Below are 18,034 nucleotides of genomic sequence, written 5' to 3'. Positions count from 1 at the left end.
CCGTGGGGGGAAGGTCAAAGACCTTCCCCCCACGGCTCGTCGATCGTGCTCAGGCCGCGGCCTGCACCGGCACATCCGCCGGTGCGAGCGCGATCTCCAGCACCTGGAGCACATCCGTGACCGGGTGCACGTCCAGCTTCTCGAGGACCTCCGCCGGGACGTCGTCCAGGTCCGCCTCGTTCCGCTTGGGGATCACGACCGTGGTGATGCCGGCCCGGTGCGCGGCGAGCAGCTTCTGCTTCAGACCGCCGATCGGCAGGACCCGCCCGGTCAGCGACACCTCACCCGTCATCGCCACATCCGTACGCACCAGGCGCCCGGACAGCAGCGACGCGAGCGCCGTCGTCATCGTGATGCCCGCGCTCGGGCCGTCCTTGGGGACCGCGCCCGCCGGGAAGTGGATGTGCATGCCCCGGTCCTTGAGGTCGGCGACCGGAAGCTCCAGCTCCGCGCCGTGCGAGCGCAGGAAGCTCAGCGCGATCTGCGCGGACTCCTTCATCACGTCGCCGAGCTGTCCGGTCAGCGTCAGCCCCGCCGCGCCCGTCTCCGGGTCGGCGAGAGAGGCCTCGACGAACAGGACGTCACCGCCCGCGCCGGTGACGGCGAGGCCGGTGGCCACGCCCGGCACCGCCGTACGACGCTCGGCCGGGTCCTGCGCGGACTCGGGCACATGGTGCGGCCGCCCGATCAGGCCACGCAGCTGCTCGGCGCCGATCGTGAACGGCAGCTTCTGGTCGCCCAGTTCGTGCTGGGCCGCCACCTTGCGCAGCAGCCGGGCCACCGAACGCTCCAGGTTCCGCACGCCCGCCTCACGGGTGTACTCGCCCGCGAGCTTGCGCAGCGCCGACTCCTCGATGATCACCTCGCCGGGCTCCAGGCCCGCCCGCTCCAGCTGGCGCGGCAGCAGGTGGTCCCGGGCGATGACGACCTTCTCGTCCTCGGTGTAGCCGTCGAGCCTGACCAGCTCCATCCGGTCGAGCAGAGCTTCCGGGATCGCCTCCAGCACATTGGCCGTGGCCAGGAAGACGACATCGCTCAGGTCGAGTTCGACCTCCAGGTAGTGGTCGCGGAAGGTGTGGTTCTGCGCCGGGTCCAGGACTTCGAGCAGGGCGGCCGCGGGGTCGCCGCGGAAGTCGGAGCCGACCTTGTCGATCTCGTCGAGCAGGACGACCGGGTTCATCGAACCGGCCTCCTTGATCGCCCGGACGATCCGGCCCGGCAGGGCGCCGACGTAGGTGCGCCGGTGGCCGCGGATCTCCGCCTCGTCCCGTACGCCGCCGAGCGCGACCCGTACGAACTTGCGTCCCATGGCGTGCGCCACGGACTCGCCGAGCGACGTCTTTCCCACGCCGGGCGGGCCGACGAGCGCCAGAACCGCGCCCCCGCGCCGCCCGCCGACCACGCCCAGCCCCCGGTCGGCGCGCCGCTTGCGCACCGCCAGGTACTCGGTGATCCGTTCCTTCACGTCCTGCAGACCCGAGTGCTCGGCGTCCAGGATCGCCTTGGCGCCCTGGATGTCGTACCCGGCCGCGCTGTCATCAGTTCTTTCGTTCCAGGGCAGTTCGAGGACGGTGTCGAGCCAGGTGCGGATCCAGGAACCCTCGGGGCTCTGGTCACTGGAACGCTCCAGCTTCTCGACCTCCTTGAGGGCGGCATCGCGCACCTTCTCGGGGAGGTCGGCGGCCTCGACACGGGCCCGGTAGTCGTCGGACTCGTCCGCAGCGTCGGTGGCCCCGCCGTTGAGTTCGCGCAGCTCCTTGCGTACGGCTTCGAGCTGGCGGCGCAGCAGGAACTCGCGCTGCTGCTTGTCGACGCCTTCCTGGACGTCCTTGGCGATCGACTCGGCGACGTCCTGCTCGGCGAGGTGCTCGCGCAGCTGCTGGGTGGCGAGCTTGAGGCGGGCCACCGGTTCGGCGGTCTCCAGGAGTTCGATCTTCTGGGCGGTGGTCAGGAAGGGTGAGTAGCCGGAGTTGTCGGCGAGCTGCGAGACGTCGTCGATCTGCTGGACGCGGTCGACGACCTGCCAGGCGCCGCGCTTCTTCAGCCAGTCGGTGGCAAGTGCCTTGTACTCCTTGACCAGCTCGGTGACCGAGCCGGGCAGCGGATCGGGCAGGGTCTCCTCGACGCGCGAGCCCTCGACCCAGAGCGCGGCGCCCGGGCCCGTGGTCCCCGCGCCGATCTTCACCCGGCCGCGGCCGCGGATGAGCGCGCCGGGGTCACCGTCCGAGAGCCGGCCGACCTGCTCGACGGTCCCGAGCACGCCGGTCGCCGCGTACGTTCCGTCGACGCGTGGAACAAGCAGCACGGTCGGCTTGCTTGCACCACTGGAACGCGCGGCGGCCTGAGCGGCCTCCACCGCGGCTCGTACGTCGTTGTCGGACAGGTCGAGCGGCACCACCATTCCGGGCAGCACGACCTCGTCGTCGAGCGGCAGCACGGGCAGGGTGAGCGGTGTGGACGTCGAAGCCATGATCTCCCCTTAGGCAGTCAAGTTGAGCTGTATGGACTCAATGCATGAAGCCGCGGAGTTGTTCCCCCGGGGGCGTTCGCTCTGAGCGATCAGGCATGGCGCAATTTCCCAGAGGCCCGCCGACTGATCGGCCACACTGCAGCGAGAGGCCGATGACATGTGCTCGTGCGATACGGACGGCAGGTGGGCGCGTGCGAGGGACGAGGCAGGGCCGGTGCGGGGCGGCGGGAATGCTGCTGGGTGTCCTGCTGGCGGCGGGGTGCGCGTCCGGCGAAGGCGCGGACGATGGCGGGGATTCAACCCGCGCGGAGCCCTCTGCTCCCACGACGCCCGCCCCTACGACGCCCGCCCCCACGACGCCTGCCGCCGCGCGGCCGCTCGTCCACGTGACCGTCACCGGTGGCATCGCCGGCGTACACAACGACCTTCTCGTCCGGGACGACGGGACCTACACCACGTCCACGAAGACCGGCCCCAAGGGCTCCGGCAGGATGACGCCCGCCGAGCTGGCAGAGCTCCGGCGGGCTCTGGAGAAGGCGGACTTCGCGCGGCTTCCCCGTGAGGCCACCGGCAGTCCCGTCGCGGACGGGTTCACCTACCGGATCACGTACGCGGGCCATACCGTCACCACGGACGAGACGACGCGGCTACCCGCCCTGCGGGACGTATTCGCCGCGCTCCCCGACGACTGACCGGCGCACCCGCTCACGCCCTCGCGACCAGCTGCGTACGACGGGCCAGCAGGCGATACCGGCCAGCAGCGCGAGCGGGTGGCCCCAGTTGGTGAGCGGATCCGCGAAGGCCAGCAGGTCCTGGACCTGCATCAGGACGACGAAGCCGAGCAGCGTCCCGCGCTGGATGGGGCCGAGCAGTCCGGCGAGGGCGCCGATGCTCGCCATCAGGCCGAAGCTGATGCCGTAGTCGAGGCGGTGCAGCGACGTGGCGGGCAGATGCCCGGCCATGACGGAGAGGGCCACGGGTATCTCGGTGGCCAGCGTTGCCCCTACATGACCCAGCAGGAACACCCCCGCGGTGCGCCGGCCGCCGATGCGGCGCTCCAGCGCGGTGAGGGTGAAGAGAAAGGCGACGGCGTACGGGGACGCCAGGCCGCCCGCGACCCAGAGGGCGCTGGCTCCCAGAACAAGGAGCGGGGTGTGGGCCAAATGGGCGACATCGGTACTGGATCCATGGAGCAGCAAGGAGACGGTCGCCGGGTCGCCGTACTCCACGAAGAGCGAGGTGGCGATCAGGACGAGCGCGTAGCCGAAGGTGAACGGCGTGCCGGTCGGCGTGGGCAGCAGCCACAGCGCGCGGCGCCACAGGGGCCGTCGCAGACACGGGGCGGGCGCGGGCGTCAGGGCCGGTGGGGGCGCGAGTGCGGGTGCCGCCGCCCGCGTCACCGTGCGCTGGGCCGGGATGGCGCCCAGCAGCTCCTGGCCCGTGGCCGGGTAGCGCGTCGAAAGCTGGTCCACGCGTGAGGCCCCTTTCGTCCAAGCCCGAACGAACCCCCACCCAACGCGATCACCATGACCCCCGTCTATGACCTGCGCCACACGAGGCAACCTTCGCGCCACCCGGAACGTCGTGTGCACGCCACACTGCGCCGACCAGCTGTGAGTCCACTGTGGATCAGCTGTGAATCGACCGGGAAGCGACTGCGGAACCGCCGGAGCCACACCGGCCGAAACCATTTGTCCCGCTCGCCCCATCCCGGCACCATGGCCACCTGCACTGTCCACCCCCGTCGCCAGGAGGTCACCGCCATGCCCCTTCATGCCGACGCACCCGTCACCCTCGACCGCCGCGAGGGGCCCCACGGGGAGGTCGTCCTGCGGCAGCGCGGCGAGCAATACGAGATCATCGCCAACGGGTGCTTCCTCATGGACACCTCCGACGGCCGCTCCGAGCGTCTGCTCGTCGACGCCGCCTACGACGCGCTGGCCACAGGCCGCACCGCCCCCGCCCCCGCCCTCCTCATCGGCGGACTCGGCGTCGGCTTCTCTCTGGCCCGCGCCGCGGCCAACCCCCACTGGCGACGTATCGCCGTCGTCGAGCGCGAGCAGGCGATCATCGACTGGCACCGTTCGGGACCGCTCGCACGGATCTCCGGCGACGCGCTCGCCGACCCCCGCAGCGTGATCCTTCACACGGACCTCGTCACCCATCTGGGCACGACCACGGACCGCTACGACGCACTTTGTCTGGACATCGACAATGGACCCGACTGGACCGTCACCGACGACAACGGAAACCTCTACTCACCGGCCGGACTCGCCGCCTGCCAGGGGCGGTTGGAGCCCGGCGGCGTGCTCGCCGTCTGGTCCGCCAAGCCCTCCCCCGCATTTGAGGACGCGTTGCGGAATGCCGGATTCACCGGGGTAAGAACCGAAGAGATCCGGGTTGCCCGGGGAGTACCCGACGTGGTCCATCTCGCTGTTCGCCCTGCGTAGCCGGGATGCCTTCAATGCCCTTACGCTGCTCACCTACACACGGGATCTACACCGGCATGCAGCTCGCGAGAACGCGTACAGGGGCGGGGCCATGGAGCAGACACACACCACGCACAACGGCGTCGCGGCCACACCCGGCGCCCAGCGCCGCGTGCTGGTCGTCGAGGACGACTCGACGATCGTCGATGCCATCGCCGCACGCCTGCGGGCCGAGGGCTTCCTCGTCCAGACGGCCGCGGACGGACCGGCCGCCGTCGACGCGGCCGAGGCCTGGCAGCCCGATCTGATGGTGCTTGACGTGATGCTGCCGGGCTTCGACGGCCTGGAGGTCTGCCGCCGGGTCCAGGCCCAGCGCCCGGTCCCCGTGCTGATGCTCACGGCGCGCGACGACGAGACGGACATGCTCGTCGGCCTCGGTGTCGGCGCCGACGACTACATGACCAAGCCGTTCTCGATGCGGGAGCTCGCGGCACGCGTGCATGTGCTGCTGCGCCGCGTCGAGCGCGCCGCACTCGCCGCCGTGACGCCGCGCAGCGGCATCCTGCGCCTCGGCGAGCTGGAGATCGACCACGCCCAGCGCCGGGTCCGGGTGCGCAGCGAGGACGTGCATCTCACCCCGACCGAGTTCGACCTGCTGGTCTGCCTGGCGAACACCCCCCGCGCCGTCCTCTCCCGCGAGCAGCTGCTCGCCGAGGTGTGGGACTGGGCCGACGCGTCCGGCACCCGTACCGTCGACAGCCACATCAAGGCCCTGCGCCGCAAGATCGGCGCCGAGCGCATCCGTACGGTCCACGGCGTCGGCTACGCGCTGGAGACGCCGGCGCCATGAGCGCCATGAGACGGCGGCGGCCCTGGGACGGGCTGCCCGCTCGCCAGGGCTGGCGGAACTGGCTGCGTTCGGTCTCCATCTCGATCTCGATCAAGACCAAGCTGGGCTCGCTCGTCGTCGTCTCGGTCTTCATCACCACCGGCCTGCTGCTGGTCGCCCTGCGCACCGAGACCGAGCTGCGCTTCATCACCGTCTTCTCGGTGATCGCCACGCTGCTGATCACCCAGTTCGTGGCGCACGGCCTGACCGCCCCGCTGGACGAGATGAACACGGTCGCCAAGGGCATATCGCACGGCGACTACACCCGCCGCGTGCGCGGCGCGGACCGCCGCGACGAGCTCGGCGACCTCGCGTCCACGATCAATCGCATGGCGGACGACCTGGAGGCCGTGGACCAGCACCGCAAGGAGCTGGTGGCCAATGTCTCGCACGAGCTGCGCACCCCGATCGCCGCGCTGCGCGCCGTGCTGGAGAACGTCGTCGACGGGGTCTCGGCCGCCGACCCGGAGACGATGCGTACGGCGCTGAAGCAGACGGAGCGCCTGGGCCGCCTGGTCGAGACGCTGCTGGATCTGTCCCGGCTCGACAACGGCGTCGTACCGCTGCGGGCCCGCCGTTTCGAGGTGTGGCCCTACCTGTCCGGGGTGCTGAAGGAGGCCAATCTGGCCGCCGCCCAGCGCGGTCTGACCTCGGGGTCCGGCAACCACACCCGTACCGACGTCCATCTGCACCTGGATGTGTCGCCGCCGGAGCTGACCGCGCACGCGGACGCGGAGCGGCTCCACCAGGTGGTGGCCAATCTGATCGACAACGCGGTCAAGCACTCGCCGCCGCACGGCCGTGTGACCGTACGGGCCCGGCGCGGCCCGCTTCCGGAGTCCCTCGACCTGGAAGTGGTCGACGAGGGTCCCGGCATCCCGGAGCAGGAGCGCCACCGGGTCTTCGAGCGGTTCAACCGGGGCACCGTCACCGCCCCGCACGGCAAGGGCAGCGACGGCGGTACGGGCCTGGGCCTCGCGATCGCGCGCTGGGCCGTCGATCTGCACGGCGGACGCATCGGGGTGGCCGAATCGTCCCGTGGCTGCCGCATTCTCGTGACCCTTCCGGGGATCCCCTCGGCACGCGGTTGACGTAGGGTTCGAACCGGAAGCGCGCATTCTGCGTGTACGCGGTGAGGGCACGGCCGAAATGCGGCCAGTACGCCCTCCTGGGTGCGAGGCAGTGGGCCGCAGCCGCGGTGAGTCGTACCCGCGGAAAACGGAACCGAGCTTGTTTCCCGCCATTCCTTGCCCCGAAACCCGCCGATCGGTGTGACTTGCGCGACGATGACCCGCCCGGCCTGCACCTCTCGGCCAGGGAGGCGTAGCCTTTATTTCCGCTGTCCATCACCTTGTGAAGCGGAAGAGGGCGGTTGCCGCCGTGTCGTCTCAGTCCCCCAGTAACTCGAGCATCTCGACCGACCAAGGCGGGCAGGGTAAGAACCCTGCCGCCGCGTTCGGCCCCAATGAGTGGCTCGTCGACGAGATCTACCAGCAGTACCTCCAGGACCCGAATTCGGTCGACCGTGCCTGGTGGGACTTCTTCGCCGACTACAAGCCGGGCGGCGCGGGTGCCGCCGCCGCAGGCGCGAAGCCGGTCGACGGGGCTCCTGCCCCGGATGCCCCGGCCGCCACGCAGTCCGGCGCCGTAGCCGCGGGGGCTACGGGTGCCACCGCAGCGGCCCCGGCCGCGGCCCCCGCCCCGGAGGCCGCGAAGCCCGTCGCCGCACCTGCGCAGGCCGCGCCCGCCGCACCGGCGAAGCCCGCGGCTCAGGCCCCGGCCGCCCCCGCTGCGGCGAAGCCCGCCGCGGCTCCCGCCGCACCGAAGCCGGCGGCTGCTGCCGACAAGGCGGCCGAGCCCGCCCCGGCGGGCCCCGAGTACGTGCCCCTGCGCGGTCCCGCCGCCGCCGTCGCGAAGAACATGAACGCCTCGCTGGAAGTGCCCACGGCCACGTCCGTGCGCGCCGTTCCGGTGAAGCTGCTCTTCGACAACCGCATCGTCATCAACAACCACCTCAAGCGCGCCCGCGGCGGGAAGGTCTCCTTCACGCACCTCATCGGGTACGCGATGGTGCAGGCCATCAAGGCCATGCCGTCGATGAACTGGTCGTTCGCGGAGAAGGACGGCAAGCCGACCCTCGTCAAGCCGGACCACGTCAACTTCGGCCTGGCCATCGACCTGGTGAAGCCCAACGGCGACCGACAGCTGGTCGTCGCGGGCATCAAGAAGGCCGAGACGCTGAACTTCTTCGAGTTCTGGCAGGCCTACGAGGACATCGTCCGGCGCGCCCGCAACAACAAGCTGACGATGGACGACTTCACCGGCGTCACCGTCTCGCTGACCAACCCCGGCGGGCTCGGCACCGTCCACTCCGTGCCGCGTCTGATGCCCGGACAGTCGGTCATCATGGGCGTCGGCTCGATGGACTACCCGGCGGAGTTCCAGGGCACCTCCCAGGACACCCTGAACAAGCTGGGCATCGCCAAGGTGATGACCCTCACCAGCACGTACGACCACCGGGTCATCCAGGGCGCCGCCTCCGGCGAGTTCCTGCGGATCGTCGCCAATCTCCTCCTCGGCGAGGACGGCTTCTACGACGACATCTTCGAGGCGCTGCGCATCCCCTACGAGCCGGTCCGCTGGCTCAAGGACATCGACGCCAGCCACGACGACGACGTCACCAAGGCGGCGCGCGTCTTCGAGCTGATCCACTCCTACCGGGTCCGCGGCCATGTCATGGCCGACACCGACCCGCTGGAGTACCGCCAGCGCAAGCACCCCGACCTGGACATCACCGAGCACGGCCTCACGCTGTGGGACCTGGAGCGCGAGTTCGCCGTCGGCGGCTTCTCCGGCAAGTCCCTGATGAAGCTGCGCGACGTGCTGGGCGTGCTCCGCGACTCGTACTGCCGCACCACCGGCATCGAGTTCATGCACATCCAGGACCCGAAGCAGCGCAAATGGATCCAGGACCGGGTCGAGCGCGGGCACACCAAGCCCGAGCGCGAGGAGCAGCTGCGGATCCTGCGCCGTCTGAACGCCGCCGAGGCCTTCGAGACCTTCCTGCAGACCAAGTACGTCGGTCAGAAGCGGTTCTCGCTGGAGGGCGGCGAGTCCGTCATTCCGCTGCTCGACGCGGTCATCGACTCGGCCGCCGAGTCGCGGCTGGACGAGGTCGTCATCGGCATGGCCCACCGCGGCCGCCTGAACGTCCTCGCGAACATCGTCGGCAAGTCGTACGCGCAGATCTTCCGGGAGTTCGAGGGCAACCTCGACCCGAAGTCGATGCACGGCTCCGGCGACGTGAAGTACCACCTGGGCGCCGAGGGCACCTTCACCGGTCTCGACGGCGAGCAGATCAAGGTCTCGCTGGTCGCCAACCCCTCGCACCTGGAGGCGGTCGACCCGGTTCTCGAGGGTGTCGCCCGCGCCAAGCAGGACGTCATCAACAAGGGCGGCACGGACTTCACGGTCCTGCCCGTCGCCCTGCACGGTGACGCGGCCTTCGCCGGCCAGGGTGTCGTCGCCGAGACGCTGAACATGTCGCAGCTGCGCGGCTACCGCACCGGCGGCACGGTCCACATCGTCATCAACAACCAGGTCGGCTTCACCGCCGCCCCGGAGTCCTCGCGTTCGTCCATGTACGCGACCGACGTGGCCCGCATGATCGAGGCGCCGATCTTCCATGTGAACGGCGACGACCCGGAGGCCGTGGTCCGCGTGGCGCGGCTCGCCTTCGAGTTCCGCCAGACGTTCAACAAGGACGTCGTGATCGACCTCATCTGCTACCGCCGTCGCGGTCACAACGAGGGCGACAACCCGCAGTTCACCAACCCGCAGATGTACAACCTGATCGACAAGAAGCGCTCGGTGCGCAAGCTCTACACCGAGTCGCTCATCGGTCGCGGCGACATCACGCTGGAAGAGGCGGAGCAGGCGCTCCAGGACTTCCAGGGCCAGCTGGAGAAGGTCTTCGCGGAGGTCCGCGAGGCCACCAGCCAGCCGACCCCGGCGCATGTCCCGGACGCGCAGGCCGAGTTCCCGGTGGCCGTCACCACCGCGGTCTCCCAGGAGATCGTGAAGCGGATCGCCGAGTCCCAGGTCAACATCCCCGACCGGATCACCGTCCACCCGCGACTGATGCCGCAGATGCAGCGCCGTGCGGCCTCGGTCGAGGACGGCACGATCGACTGGGGCATGGGCGAGACGCTCGCCATCGGCTCGCTGCTGATGGAGGGCACCACGGTCCGGCTGTCCGGCCAGGACACCCGCCGTGGCACGTTCGGCCAGCGCCACGCGGTGCTGGTGGACCAGGAGACCGGCGAGGACTACACCCCGCTGCTGTACCTCTCCGAGGAGCAGGCCCGCTACAACGTCTACGACTCGCTGCTCAGCGAGTACGCGGCGATGGGCTTCGAGTACGGCTACTCGCTGGCCCGCCCGGACGCACTGGTCATGTGGGAGGCCCAGTTCGGTGACTTCGTCAACGGCGCGCAGACCGTCGTGGACGAGTTCATCTCCTCGGCCGAGCAGAAGTGGGGCCAGACCTCCGGCGTCACGCTGCTGCTGCCGCACGGCTACGAGGGCCAGGGCCCGGACCACAGCTCCGCCCGACCTGAGCGCTTCCTGCAGATGTGCGCGCAGAACAACATGACGGTCGCCATGCCGACCCTGCCGTCGAACTACTTCCACCTGCTGCGCTGGCAGGTCCACAACCCGCACCACAAGCCGCTGATCGTCTTCACCCCGAAGTCGATGCTGCGTCTGAAGGCCGCGGCGTCGAAGGCGGAGGAGTTCATCAACGGCGGCTTCCGCCCGGTGATCGGCGATGACACGGTGGACCCGAACGCGGTCCGCAAGGTCGTCTTCTGCACCGGCAAGGTCTACTACGACCTGGAGGCCGAGCGGGTCAAGCGCGGCAACACGGACACCGCGATCATCCGCCTCGAGCGGCTGTACCCGCTGCCGGGTGCCGAACTCCAGGCGGAGATCGCCAAGTTCCCGAACGCCGAGAAGTACCTGTGGACCCAGGAGGAGCCGGCGAACCAGGGTGCGTGGCCGTTCATCGCGCTGAACCTGATCGACCACCTCGACCTGGCGGTCGGCGCGGACATTCCGCACGGCGAGCGCCTGCGCCGTATCTCGCGTCCGCACGGCTCGTCCCCGGCGGTCGGTTCGGCCAAGCGTCACCAGGCCGAGCAGCAGCAGCTGCTCAACGAGGTCTTCGAGGCCTGATCCGGCCGACCGAGCGGCCGACCGTACGAACCGGAGGGCCCTGTCCCGCGCACACCGCGCGGGACAGGGCCCTCCGGCCTGTCAGGGGTGCCAGGCGTGCAAGGGGTGTCAGGGGCGGACTTCGAGCCGGTCGATCTCCTGCCGGACGAGACTCGCGGTCTGTGTGCGCGAGGCGCCTGCGGCCGACAGCAGGGACAGCACCGCCCGGTGTTCCTCAAGGGCCCGCCCGGGACCCGCCGTCCGTTCCAGGCGGGTCGCCCGCATCCACTGGGCGGCCGTCGCCCGCTCCAGCAGCTCGCCCGCGCCGGGCTGGGCCGCGGCGCGGCGGTAGTGGGCAGCGGCGTCCTGGAGCTTGGGGTGCGAGGCGGTGCGCTGGGCGAGCAGGGCCGAGGCGAGGGCGCGGTACCACCAGGCGTACGCGGCCAGTTCGGGATCGCCGGCGGCCCGGGCCGTGGCTCCCAGAGCCCAGTCCGCCTCGTGCAGGTCGGCGACGGTCTCGTCGGCACGGAAGCGCTCGATGTAGGCGTGGCCCAGCAGGGCACGTCGGCGCGGGAGTTCCGGATCGGCAGCCGCTGTCTCCTCGATCGCGCCGCGCAGTGCCCGTACGGCCGCGTGGATGTCGGCGGATGAGTCCTTGTCCACACCGCGCTCGGTCAGCTGCCTGCCGAGCGAGGTCAGGACCACGGCACGGCCCGGGTCGTTCCACGGCAGCAGCGGCACCGCTTCGGTCCAGGCCGCGATCGCCGAGTCGCGGTGTGCCCAGCCTCCCGTCGACGCGTACCGCTGCTCCAGGACGCGGGCCATCCGCAGCAGGATGTCGGCCAGGGCGTCCTCGTCCTTGCCGACGTGCTGGCGTGCCTGGTCCAGGGCCTGGAGGATGCGCAGCCTGTCGTCGTCGTCCGGGATCTCGTGGGCGAATTCGATGGCGTCGGCGTAGTCCAGCCAGGCGCGGCAGAGCTGCGTCTCGGGGACCGCCTCCCAGTCGAGTCCGTCGATGCCCGCGTGCAGGTCCTCGTCGGCGCGCTCGGCGTAGGCGCGGGAGGCGATCCGGTCCTGCTCGTCGGCGGCCCTGGCGACGGGGCCCTCGCCTCGGTAGTGCCGGGCCAGCTCCAGCAGCAGCCCGCCCTCGACGAGCAGCGCGGACTCGGGGCGCTCGTCGTCCAGCAGCAGTTGTACGACGTCCAGTGCGGTCTGTGTGGTCCGGGTGAACCAGTCCTCGGGCCGGACCGGGCCGCGCAGTCCGTACGGGGCGCCGGTCACGGCGAGCCGCCGCAGCACCCGGATCCTGGCGGCCGCCGCTGCCTCCCTGAGCCCGGGAACATCGTCGAACCGGGGTCGGCTGTCGGTCAGTTCGGCGAGTCCGGCATCCGCGGTCGACAGCAGGACCGATGCCACCAGACGCACATCGTCGGCTCCGGCCGCCGCCTGCAGCCGTACCCACTCCGGCATCAGCAGGGTGCTGAGCCGGCCGGACTCCACCTCGTCGGCCATCGCTTCCAGCACCTGCGCCAGCGTCAGATACGCCTGCGGCTTGCCGGTGAGCGCGTTCTGGGCGGCGTCCAGGGCCTCGCGCAGGTCCTCGGGCAGCGGCCGCACCAGCCAGCGCCGCAGCAGGGCATCGGCCAGCTCCCCGTAGAGCACGGCCCGTTCGGCGGTGCGCCGTTCGGCCTGGGTGGCCGAGCCGAGCAGCCTGATCGCCTCGTCGAGGTCGCGTACGGTGCCGTACTCGCCGAAGTGCGCCAGGCAGGCGCGGGCCTGCGCCCGCAGACCCGCCGGGCCGTCCTTGGGCAGGCCGCCGGGGGGCGCAGCGGGTTCGGGGACGCCCAGCCGCCGCAGCACCTGCGCGGACACCTGGGCGAAGGCCCACTGGCTGCGGCTGCCGGGGCCGCCGGGCGCGGCCGGATGCGGGTCCACCGAACCGGCGAGGAAGGCGGCGGCCATGGCCGGGAAGTTGCGCACCGTGCGCCCGTAGCGGTTCTCGACGTACTCGGAGCAGTGCTTGAGCACCAACGCCGCGCTGCTCGCACCCAGTTGGCCGAGCAACTCCTCGCGGACCCCGTCCAGGAAGACGTAGGCGGGGCCGCCCTCCTGCTCGGCCGGCCCGTCCTCGTCGCGCCGCAGCAGGCCGCTGAGCAGCACTTCCGCGAGCACATCGGGGCCGCCGCGGACGAGCATGGCGCGCTGGACGAGCTGCATCACGGGCAGTACCAGCGGGACCGCCGACAGATAGACGGCGAGCTGGGCGGCCGCAGGCGAGGCGGTCCTGCGGAAGGCCCGGACGCGCTGGGCGGGTTCGATGTGCCGGGCGGTGCGGGACCGGATCGCGGCGGGTCCGTGGCGGGCCCGCACCAGCGCGGCGGCGGCGTCGAGCGACTGACCGGTAGCGCCCGCCACCAGCCTGGTCCAGGCGTCGAACGAGGAGCGGCGCAGGGCGAGCACCGGCACCGGTATGCCCCGGTCGAGGTCCCCCGGTCCGGGCTGTTTCGGGGTGAACTCCAGCCGTCCCGCAGGTCCTTCGCGCCGTCGCAGCAGCCCTGGCCGCGCGGGCAGGTGCGTACGCCCCCACATCCGCTGCGGCAGCGGCTGCACCACCGCGACCGGCGCGGTCGACGCCCAGGTGTACAGCAGCCGCTGCATCCGGCCGCTGCGCCACATGGGGCCTGCGCAGTCGCTGAGGACCAGGGTCAGCTGGCGGCCGGTCGGGTCGCCGAGCTGGGCGGGCGTGGGCGCGTCCTCGCGCAGGCGGTGGACGGCGACTTCGCGGAAGGCCCCTGCGCGTTCGCAGACCTGCCGCAGTTCCTCGAGTGCCCTGTCCCATACGACGTTCGACGAGGAGACGTCCATCACGAGGGCGAGGCGCGCCTCGCGCCGCCTGGCCGTGCGCAGCACCGGCACCACGAGGCCGGTGTCGGCGGCGCGGTCGGCCGTCGCGACCTCGTCGAGGTCGCGGCGGACCGGGCGCATGGGCGGGCGGTAGCGCTGCAGGGGCCGCAGCGCGCGCTGGAGTGCCGGGGCGTCGGGCAGCGCGGCGGCGGCCGGCACCGGAACCCTGCGCATACCGGCGGGCGATACGCCTGCTGGTACGCCCTCCGTCTGCGCCGGGCCGTACAGGTCGATGCGGGGCCCCGGCGGCTGTCCCGCCCGGAACGGGGAGGGTGCGGGCGGCTGTGCCGCCTCCACCGGCGGACGGTCCACCGGCCGTGTCCCGGACTCCCCCTGGGATATCGCGCCCGGAGCCCTGGACGGGGCCGGCGGCACATGGCGGGACAGCCACAGCGCGTCGGCCAACTCCTCGGCCGTCGGCTTCAGTTCCGCCTCGCGCAGCCGGGCGACCAGCGCGGTCAGCGCCGCGGGAGGCGGAACGGCAGGCGGAACGGGAGCGGGAGGCGGAGCGGCCGCGTTCATCAGGTCACCGCTGCCGGGTGTCGAGGGGGCGGATCAGCAGCTCGGCGATCTCCTCACGCCGCCCCGACTCCGCCCGTACCGCCTGCTGTGTGAGGTAGATGGCGTTGAGCAGCTGGTCGGTGGGCCGCAGTTCGCCGTCGCCGTCCTCCCGGGTGAACTGCCCGATCAGATCGAGGTTCAACTCGTCCGCCCCGGCGCCGAAGTGGGCCTGCACCATCGCGGCGAGCCGCTCGTCGCGCGGCGGGTCCAGGTGCAGATGGATACAGCGGCGCAACAGCGGTGCGGGGAAGTCCCGCTCGCCGTTGCTGGTCATCACGACGAAGGGGAAGGCGTGACAGCGCACCCTGCCGTCCCTGACAGGCACCCGGCGGCCGTCGTCGGTGAGCACCCGCACCTCGTCGTGCCCCGGCCGGTCGGCCATCCGCTCCAGCTCCGGAAGGGCGAACTCCCCTTCCTCCACCACATTCAGCAGGTCGTTGGGCAGATCGATGTCGCTCTTGTCGAGCTCGTCGATGAGCAGCACCCGGGGGCGCTCGGCGGGCAGCAGCGCGGTGCCCAGCGGCCCGAGCCTGATGTACCGGCCGATGTCGTCGGATCCCCGCTCGGCCCCGCGCCCGGCGAGCTGGGCGTCCTGGAGCCTGCCTATGGCGTCGTAGGTGTACAGGCCGTCCTTCAGCTCGGTGCGGCTGACGATGGGCCACTGGAGGACCCGGCCGAGCCCGAGTTCGTACGCGACCGAGTGCGCGAGCGTGGACTTGCCGGAGCCGGGCTCGCCCGTGACCAGCAGCGGACGCCTCAAGTACAGGGCGGCGTTGATGAGTTCGAGCGCTTCGGCGTCCTGAGCGGGCGGGGCTCCCACGCGCGCGCCCAGCCGCCGCGTCGACGAACTGTCGATCGGCGGCGCCGGGTCGGGCAGCGGCACCCCGGAGAAGGCACGCCAGGGGGGCGGCGGTGGTAGGTGGCGGATCCGGCCGGGATCCGGTGCGCCGACGCCTCGGTAGATCAGCCAGTCGTCCATCGCTCGCTCCTCATAGGCGGCCGGTGGGACCCGTGGCGGACCACGGGGGTCTTGTACCCATCGCCCTGACTTCCGATACTGCAATTTCCGGGGGACAACCCCCGGACCCCCGGCAGGAAATGCAAGTTGGCCACGCCGCCCGGCGAGGACACTGCGCGGCGAACCCGTGGCGCCCCGACGTGGCTCGTCATGGCGAGTCCACCGGTCCGGAGTCGTCGGCGGGCAGCGGGCGGCTCGGGTCGTCGTAGAGCATGGCCACCCCTTCCGCCCAGTGCCTGCTGTTCCTCGATCCGCTGATGTCGTCCCTGATACGGCGAAGCCGGTCGGGAAGCTCAATCGCCCCCGCGCTCTGGGCGAGCAGCTGGGCCGCACCCTGCTGCATCTCCTCGCAGAACTCCGTACAGCTGAGGTCGGGATGGCCGTCCGTGTGCCACAGGGCGATGCCGTGCCCGGCTTGCAGCGCCATCCCGATGGCCCGCCGTCCGACGCCGCTGCCTGCGGGGCGGCACAGGACGGGCACCGTGGACGCCGGCATCTCCTCGAAGTGCCGCGGGCGCGGGACCTGCCGCTGCGGCGGCGTACGGGCCCCCGTGAGCACTTCGGCGGTCAGCGTCCCCTCCCAGCGGCGCTGCCAGACGGCGTCCGGTTTCCCTCGTCTCGCGAGATCGCGCAGCACCACCATCCGCCGTACTCCCACATACGCCGGATGGTGCAACCTGGCCATCTCGGTGAGCTGCCAGCGGTGCACGGCGGTGTCGAAATGATCGACGGGCAGGGCGACTTCGAGGGGAGCCGGGGCACCTGGCGAGTCCACGGAGGCGAAGACCTCCTCCAGCGGACCGCGCAGCCGCTGGACGATCTGCTCGGGCGGGACACCGTCGCCGGTCTGCTCCTCGTGCAGCGGCTCGTTCACGTCCTGGCCGTCGTCGACACGGATCCGCCAGTAGAAGCGGGCGGGGCGGGCGTCGCAGACCGGCTCCAGCTCGACGATGACGACGGCGGCCCCGTCGCCGGGCCGCGGGTAGTGCACGACGATCCGGTCCTGTCCGTCGGCCGTGCGCTGATGGACGAGTCCGGGCGGCAGCGTCGCCTGGGTGACCACGGTGTGCACGATGCGGGGCACGTCCTGCAGCCGCCGGGCCACCCAGTCGGCGAGCGCGACGGGGTCGCCGCCGCGGCTGCGCTCGTACTCGACGACCAGCTGGAGGTAGTGGAGCGCGGCGATGGCGGCGACGGGCTGCCCCGCCTCGTACAGCAGGCCGTGTCCGTCGCGCCAGATGCGCGGCAGCAGCTGGCCGGGCGGCGCGGCGACGCCGCCGCGGGCCTTCTTGGCGAGCTCGACGACGGGACGGATGGCGGCCGGCGGGTGCAGGCCCGAGAGCAGAGCCAGCGCCTCGCGCCGGTCGCGGGGGCTCCACTGGTCGCCGCTGGTGTGCACACCGGCGCCCGGGAGCTGGTGCTGGCGCTCGATCCAGTTGTGGCCCGTGACCTTCGGAGACTGACCGTGCCAGCGGTCGTGCGCGGCCATGAGGGTCTGGTAGGCGGGGCCGAAGCGGCGCAGTGCGGTGGCGGCGATGGCCATGCCGCCGTCCCGGCCACTGCGCCGGGACTTGAGGATGCCGACGACGGCGCCGGTGTGGGCGTCGAGCACCGGTGATCCGGAACCGCCCTTGGGGAACTCGGCCTCCGGCCGGAAGCGCATCCCGTAGTCGTCGTCGAAACCGTTGATCCTGGCACCGGCCTTCCAGCGCACGGCCCGCCGGATCTGGCGCACGGGGTCGTCCTCGGGCCGGTAGCCCTGCACGATCCCGCGGCCGCCCGGGTAGTCGGTGCGGTCGGTGAGCCAGACGCACTCGTGCTCGACGGCCTCGTCGACGAGGCGCACGAGGGCGAGGTCCTGCTCCACGGGCACGCGCTGCTCGGCGCGCGGTTCACCGTCGAGCAGCCAGGAGGCGAGCCGCGCATCCAGCGGCTCGCCGTCGTTCACCTCGCTGCCGCAGACGCGGAAGGTCATGGCCGGGTCGCCCTTGAGGTGGGGGGCGAGTACGTGGGCGCAGGTGAGGACCCAGCCGGGGGCGACGAAGAAGCCGCTGCCCCACATGGGGGAGTCGTCCTGCCGGTGCGATAAGTGGACGGTGGCCGCGCGGGTCAGGGCGTCTATGACGGAGTCGGAGTCGGGATCGCTCATGCCGGGTCTGCGGGGGCCTGAGCCGAGGGCCGGTCGGTCTGTCGGCGGGGCGGCTGGTCGGTCGGCTGCTCCTTGAGCTGCCAGGTGAGGGTGACCTGGACGGACGCCTTGGCCTCCCCCGCCGCCAGTACGGCGAGAGCGACTCCGGACTTGGCGGTGAGCTCGACGCCGAAGGTGACGCTCGCCTCGTCCGGCTTGGCGGCGGCCGCGGCATCGAGGACGGAGGCGCCGACCTGGGTGATCAGCTGCTGGAGCTGCTGAACCTTGGCGGTGGCGTTCTCGACGAAGCCGACGTCCTCGTCGTCCTCGCCGTATCCGCCGCCGGGAGTGGACAGCCGGGCGAGCACGACGGCTCCCCCGGGAAGTTCGATCTGCTGGACGCGTCCGGTCACGGTTCCCC

The 18,034-nt window shown here is 71.6% G+C and carries 11 protein-coding genes; 5 read left to right on the top strand and 6 right to left on the bottom strand.

Going from position 1 to position 18,034, the window contains the following annotated elements:
* Positions 1-49 precede the first annotated feature (49 nt).
* Entirely contained in the window at positions 50-2,470 is a 2,421-nt protein-coding gene (gene lon / locus OG741_RS26690; protein ID WP_405601963.1) for an endopeptidase La, read from the bottom strand.
* 191 nt (positions 2,471-2,661) lie between these two features.
* On the opposite strand from lon, the gene OG741_RS26685 reads away from it, so the two are divergent.
* Positions 2,662-3,162, top strand: a complete 501-nt coding sequence (locus OG741_RS26685; protein WP_405601961.1) for a protealysin inhibitor emfourin — start codon at positions 2,662-2,664, stop codon at positions 3,160-3,162.
* On the opposite strand, the gene OG741_RS26680 is transcribed toward OG741_RS26685, so the two are convergent.
* Positions 3,118-3,942: a rhomboid-like protein gene (locus OG741_RS26680; protein WP_405601959.1), complete on the bottom strand. Its 825-nt coding sequence runs from the start codon at positions 3,940-3,942 to the stop codon at positions 3,118-3,120. The two genes, OG741_RS26685 and OG741_RS26680, sit on opposite strands and share 45 nt — an antisense overlap.
* A 291-nt stretch (positions 3,943-4,233) precedes the next feature.
* Here OG741_RS26680 and OG741_RS26675 point away from each other — a divergent pair, with 291 nt between their 5' ends.
* The 4 genes from OG741_RS26675 to OG741_RS26660 all read left to right on the top strand — a co-directional run bounded on the left by OG741_RS26675 (position 4,234) and on the right by OG741_RS26660 (position 11,023).
* Positions 4,234-4,920, top strand: coding sequence for a spermidine synthase (locus OG741_RS26675; RefSeq protein ID WP_405601957.1), 687 nt, complete (start codon positions 4,234-4,236; stop codon positions 4,918-4,920).
* 91 nt (positions 4,921-5,011) lie between these two features.
* On the top strand, positions 5,012-5,749 hold the full coding sequence (locus OG741_RS26670; protein ID WP_355835608.1) for a response regulator transcription factor: 738 nt from the start codon (positions 5,012-5,014) through the stop codon (positions 5,747-5,749).
* Positions 5,750-5,754: 5 nt separating this feature from the next.
* Positions 5,755-6,879, top strand: coding sequence for an ATP-binding protein (locus OG741_RS26665; RefSeq protein WP_405605791.1), 1,125 nt, complete (start codon positions 5,755-5,757; stop codon positions 6,877-6,879).
* Between the two features lie 289 nt (positions 6,880-7,168).
* On the top strand, positions 7,169-11,023 hold the full coding sequence (locus tag OG741_RS26660) for a multifunctional oxoglutarate decarboxylase/oxoglutarate dehydrogenase thiamine pyrophosphate-binding subunit/dihydrolipoyllysine-residue succinyltransferase subunit (RefSeq protein ID WP_405601954.1): 3,855 nt from the start codon (positions 7,169-7,171) through the stop codon (positions 11,021-11,023).
* Positions 11,024-11,131: 108 nt separating this feature from the next.
* On the opposite strand, the gene OG741_RS26655 is transcribed toward OG741_RS26660, so the two are convergent.
* The 4 genes from OG741_RS26655 to OG741_RS26640 form a co-directional block, all read right to left on the bottom strand.
* Positions 11,132-14,428, bottom strand: a complete 3,297-nt coding sequence (locus OG741_RS26655) for an SAV_2336 N-terminal domain-related protein (protein WP_405601952.1) — start codon at positions 14,426-14,428, stop codon at positions 11,132-11,134.
* A 4-nt stretch (positions 14,429-14,432) separates the two neighbouring features.
* The gene (locus OG741_RS26650) at positions 14,433-15,446 is read right to left on the bottom strand and encodes an AAA family ATPase (RefSeq protein ID WP_405601950.1); all 1,014 of its coding nucleotides are present in this window, start codon (positions 15,444-15,446) and stop codon (positions 14,433-14,435) included.
* A gap of 187 nt (positions 15,447-15,633) precedes the next feature.
* Positions 15,634-17,634, bottom strand: coding sequence for a trypsin-like peptidase domain-containing protein (locus OG741_RS26645; RefSeq protein WP_405601948.1), 2,001 nt, complete (start codon positions 17,632-17,634; stop codon positions 15,634-15,636).
* A complete protein-coding gene (locus OG741_RS26640) occupies positions 17,631-18,026 on the bottom strand; it encodes a CU044_2847 family protein (protein WP_405601946.1) in 396 nt (131 codons plus the stop codon). The genes OG741_RS26645 and OG741_RS26640 overlap by 4 nt, the downstream gene beginning before the upstream one ends.
* Positions 18,027-18,034: the final 8 nt, after the last annotated feature.

Source organism: Streptomyces sp. NBC_01410 (assembly GCF_045040195.1).
In the GTDB taxonomy this organism is placed as follows: Bacteria; Actinomycetota; Actinomycetes; order Streptomycetales; family Streptomycetaceae; genus Streptomyces.
Note: the sequence above shows the minus strand (reverse complement) of the source record. Positions and strands in the feature narration are given on the sequence as shown.

Bases quoted from the DNA above. Each gene is read 5' to 3' on its own strand.
- lon (WP_405601963.1), bottom strand. From the start codon at position 2,470: ATGGCTTCGACGTCCACACCGCTCACCCTGCCCGTGCTGCCGCTCGAC.
- OG741_RS26675 (WP_405601957.1), top strand. From the start codon at position 4,234: ATGCCCCTTCATGCCGACGCACCCGTCACCCTCGACCGCCGCGAGGGG.
- OG741_RS26670 (WP_355835608.1), top strand. From the start codon at position 5,012: ATGGAGCAGACACACACCACGCACAACGGCGTCGCGGCCACACCCGGC.
- OG741_RS26665 (WP_405605791.1), top strand. From the start codon at position 5,755: ATGAGACGGCGGCGGCCCTGGGACGGGCTGCCCGCTCGCCAGGGCTGG.
- OG741_RS26655 (WP_405601952.1), bottom strand. From the start codon at position 14,428: ATGAACGCGGCCGCTCCGCCTCCCGCTCCCGTTCCGCCTGCCGTTCCG.
- OG741_RS26650 (WP_405601950.1), bottom strand. From the start codon at position 15,446: ATGGACGACTGGCTGATCTACCGAGGCGTCGGCGCACCGGATCCCGGC.
- OG741_RS26645 (WP_405601948.1), bottom strand. From the start codon at position 17,634: ATGAGCGATCCCGACTCCGACTCCGTCATAGACGCCCTGACCCGCGCG.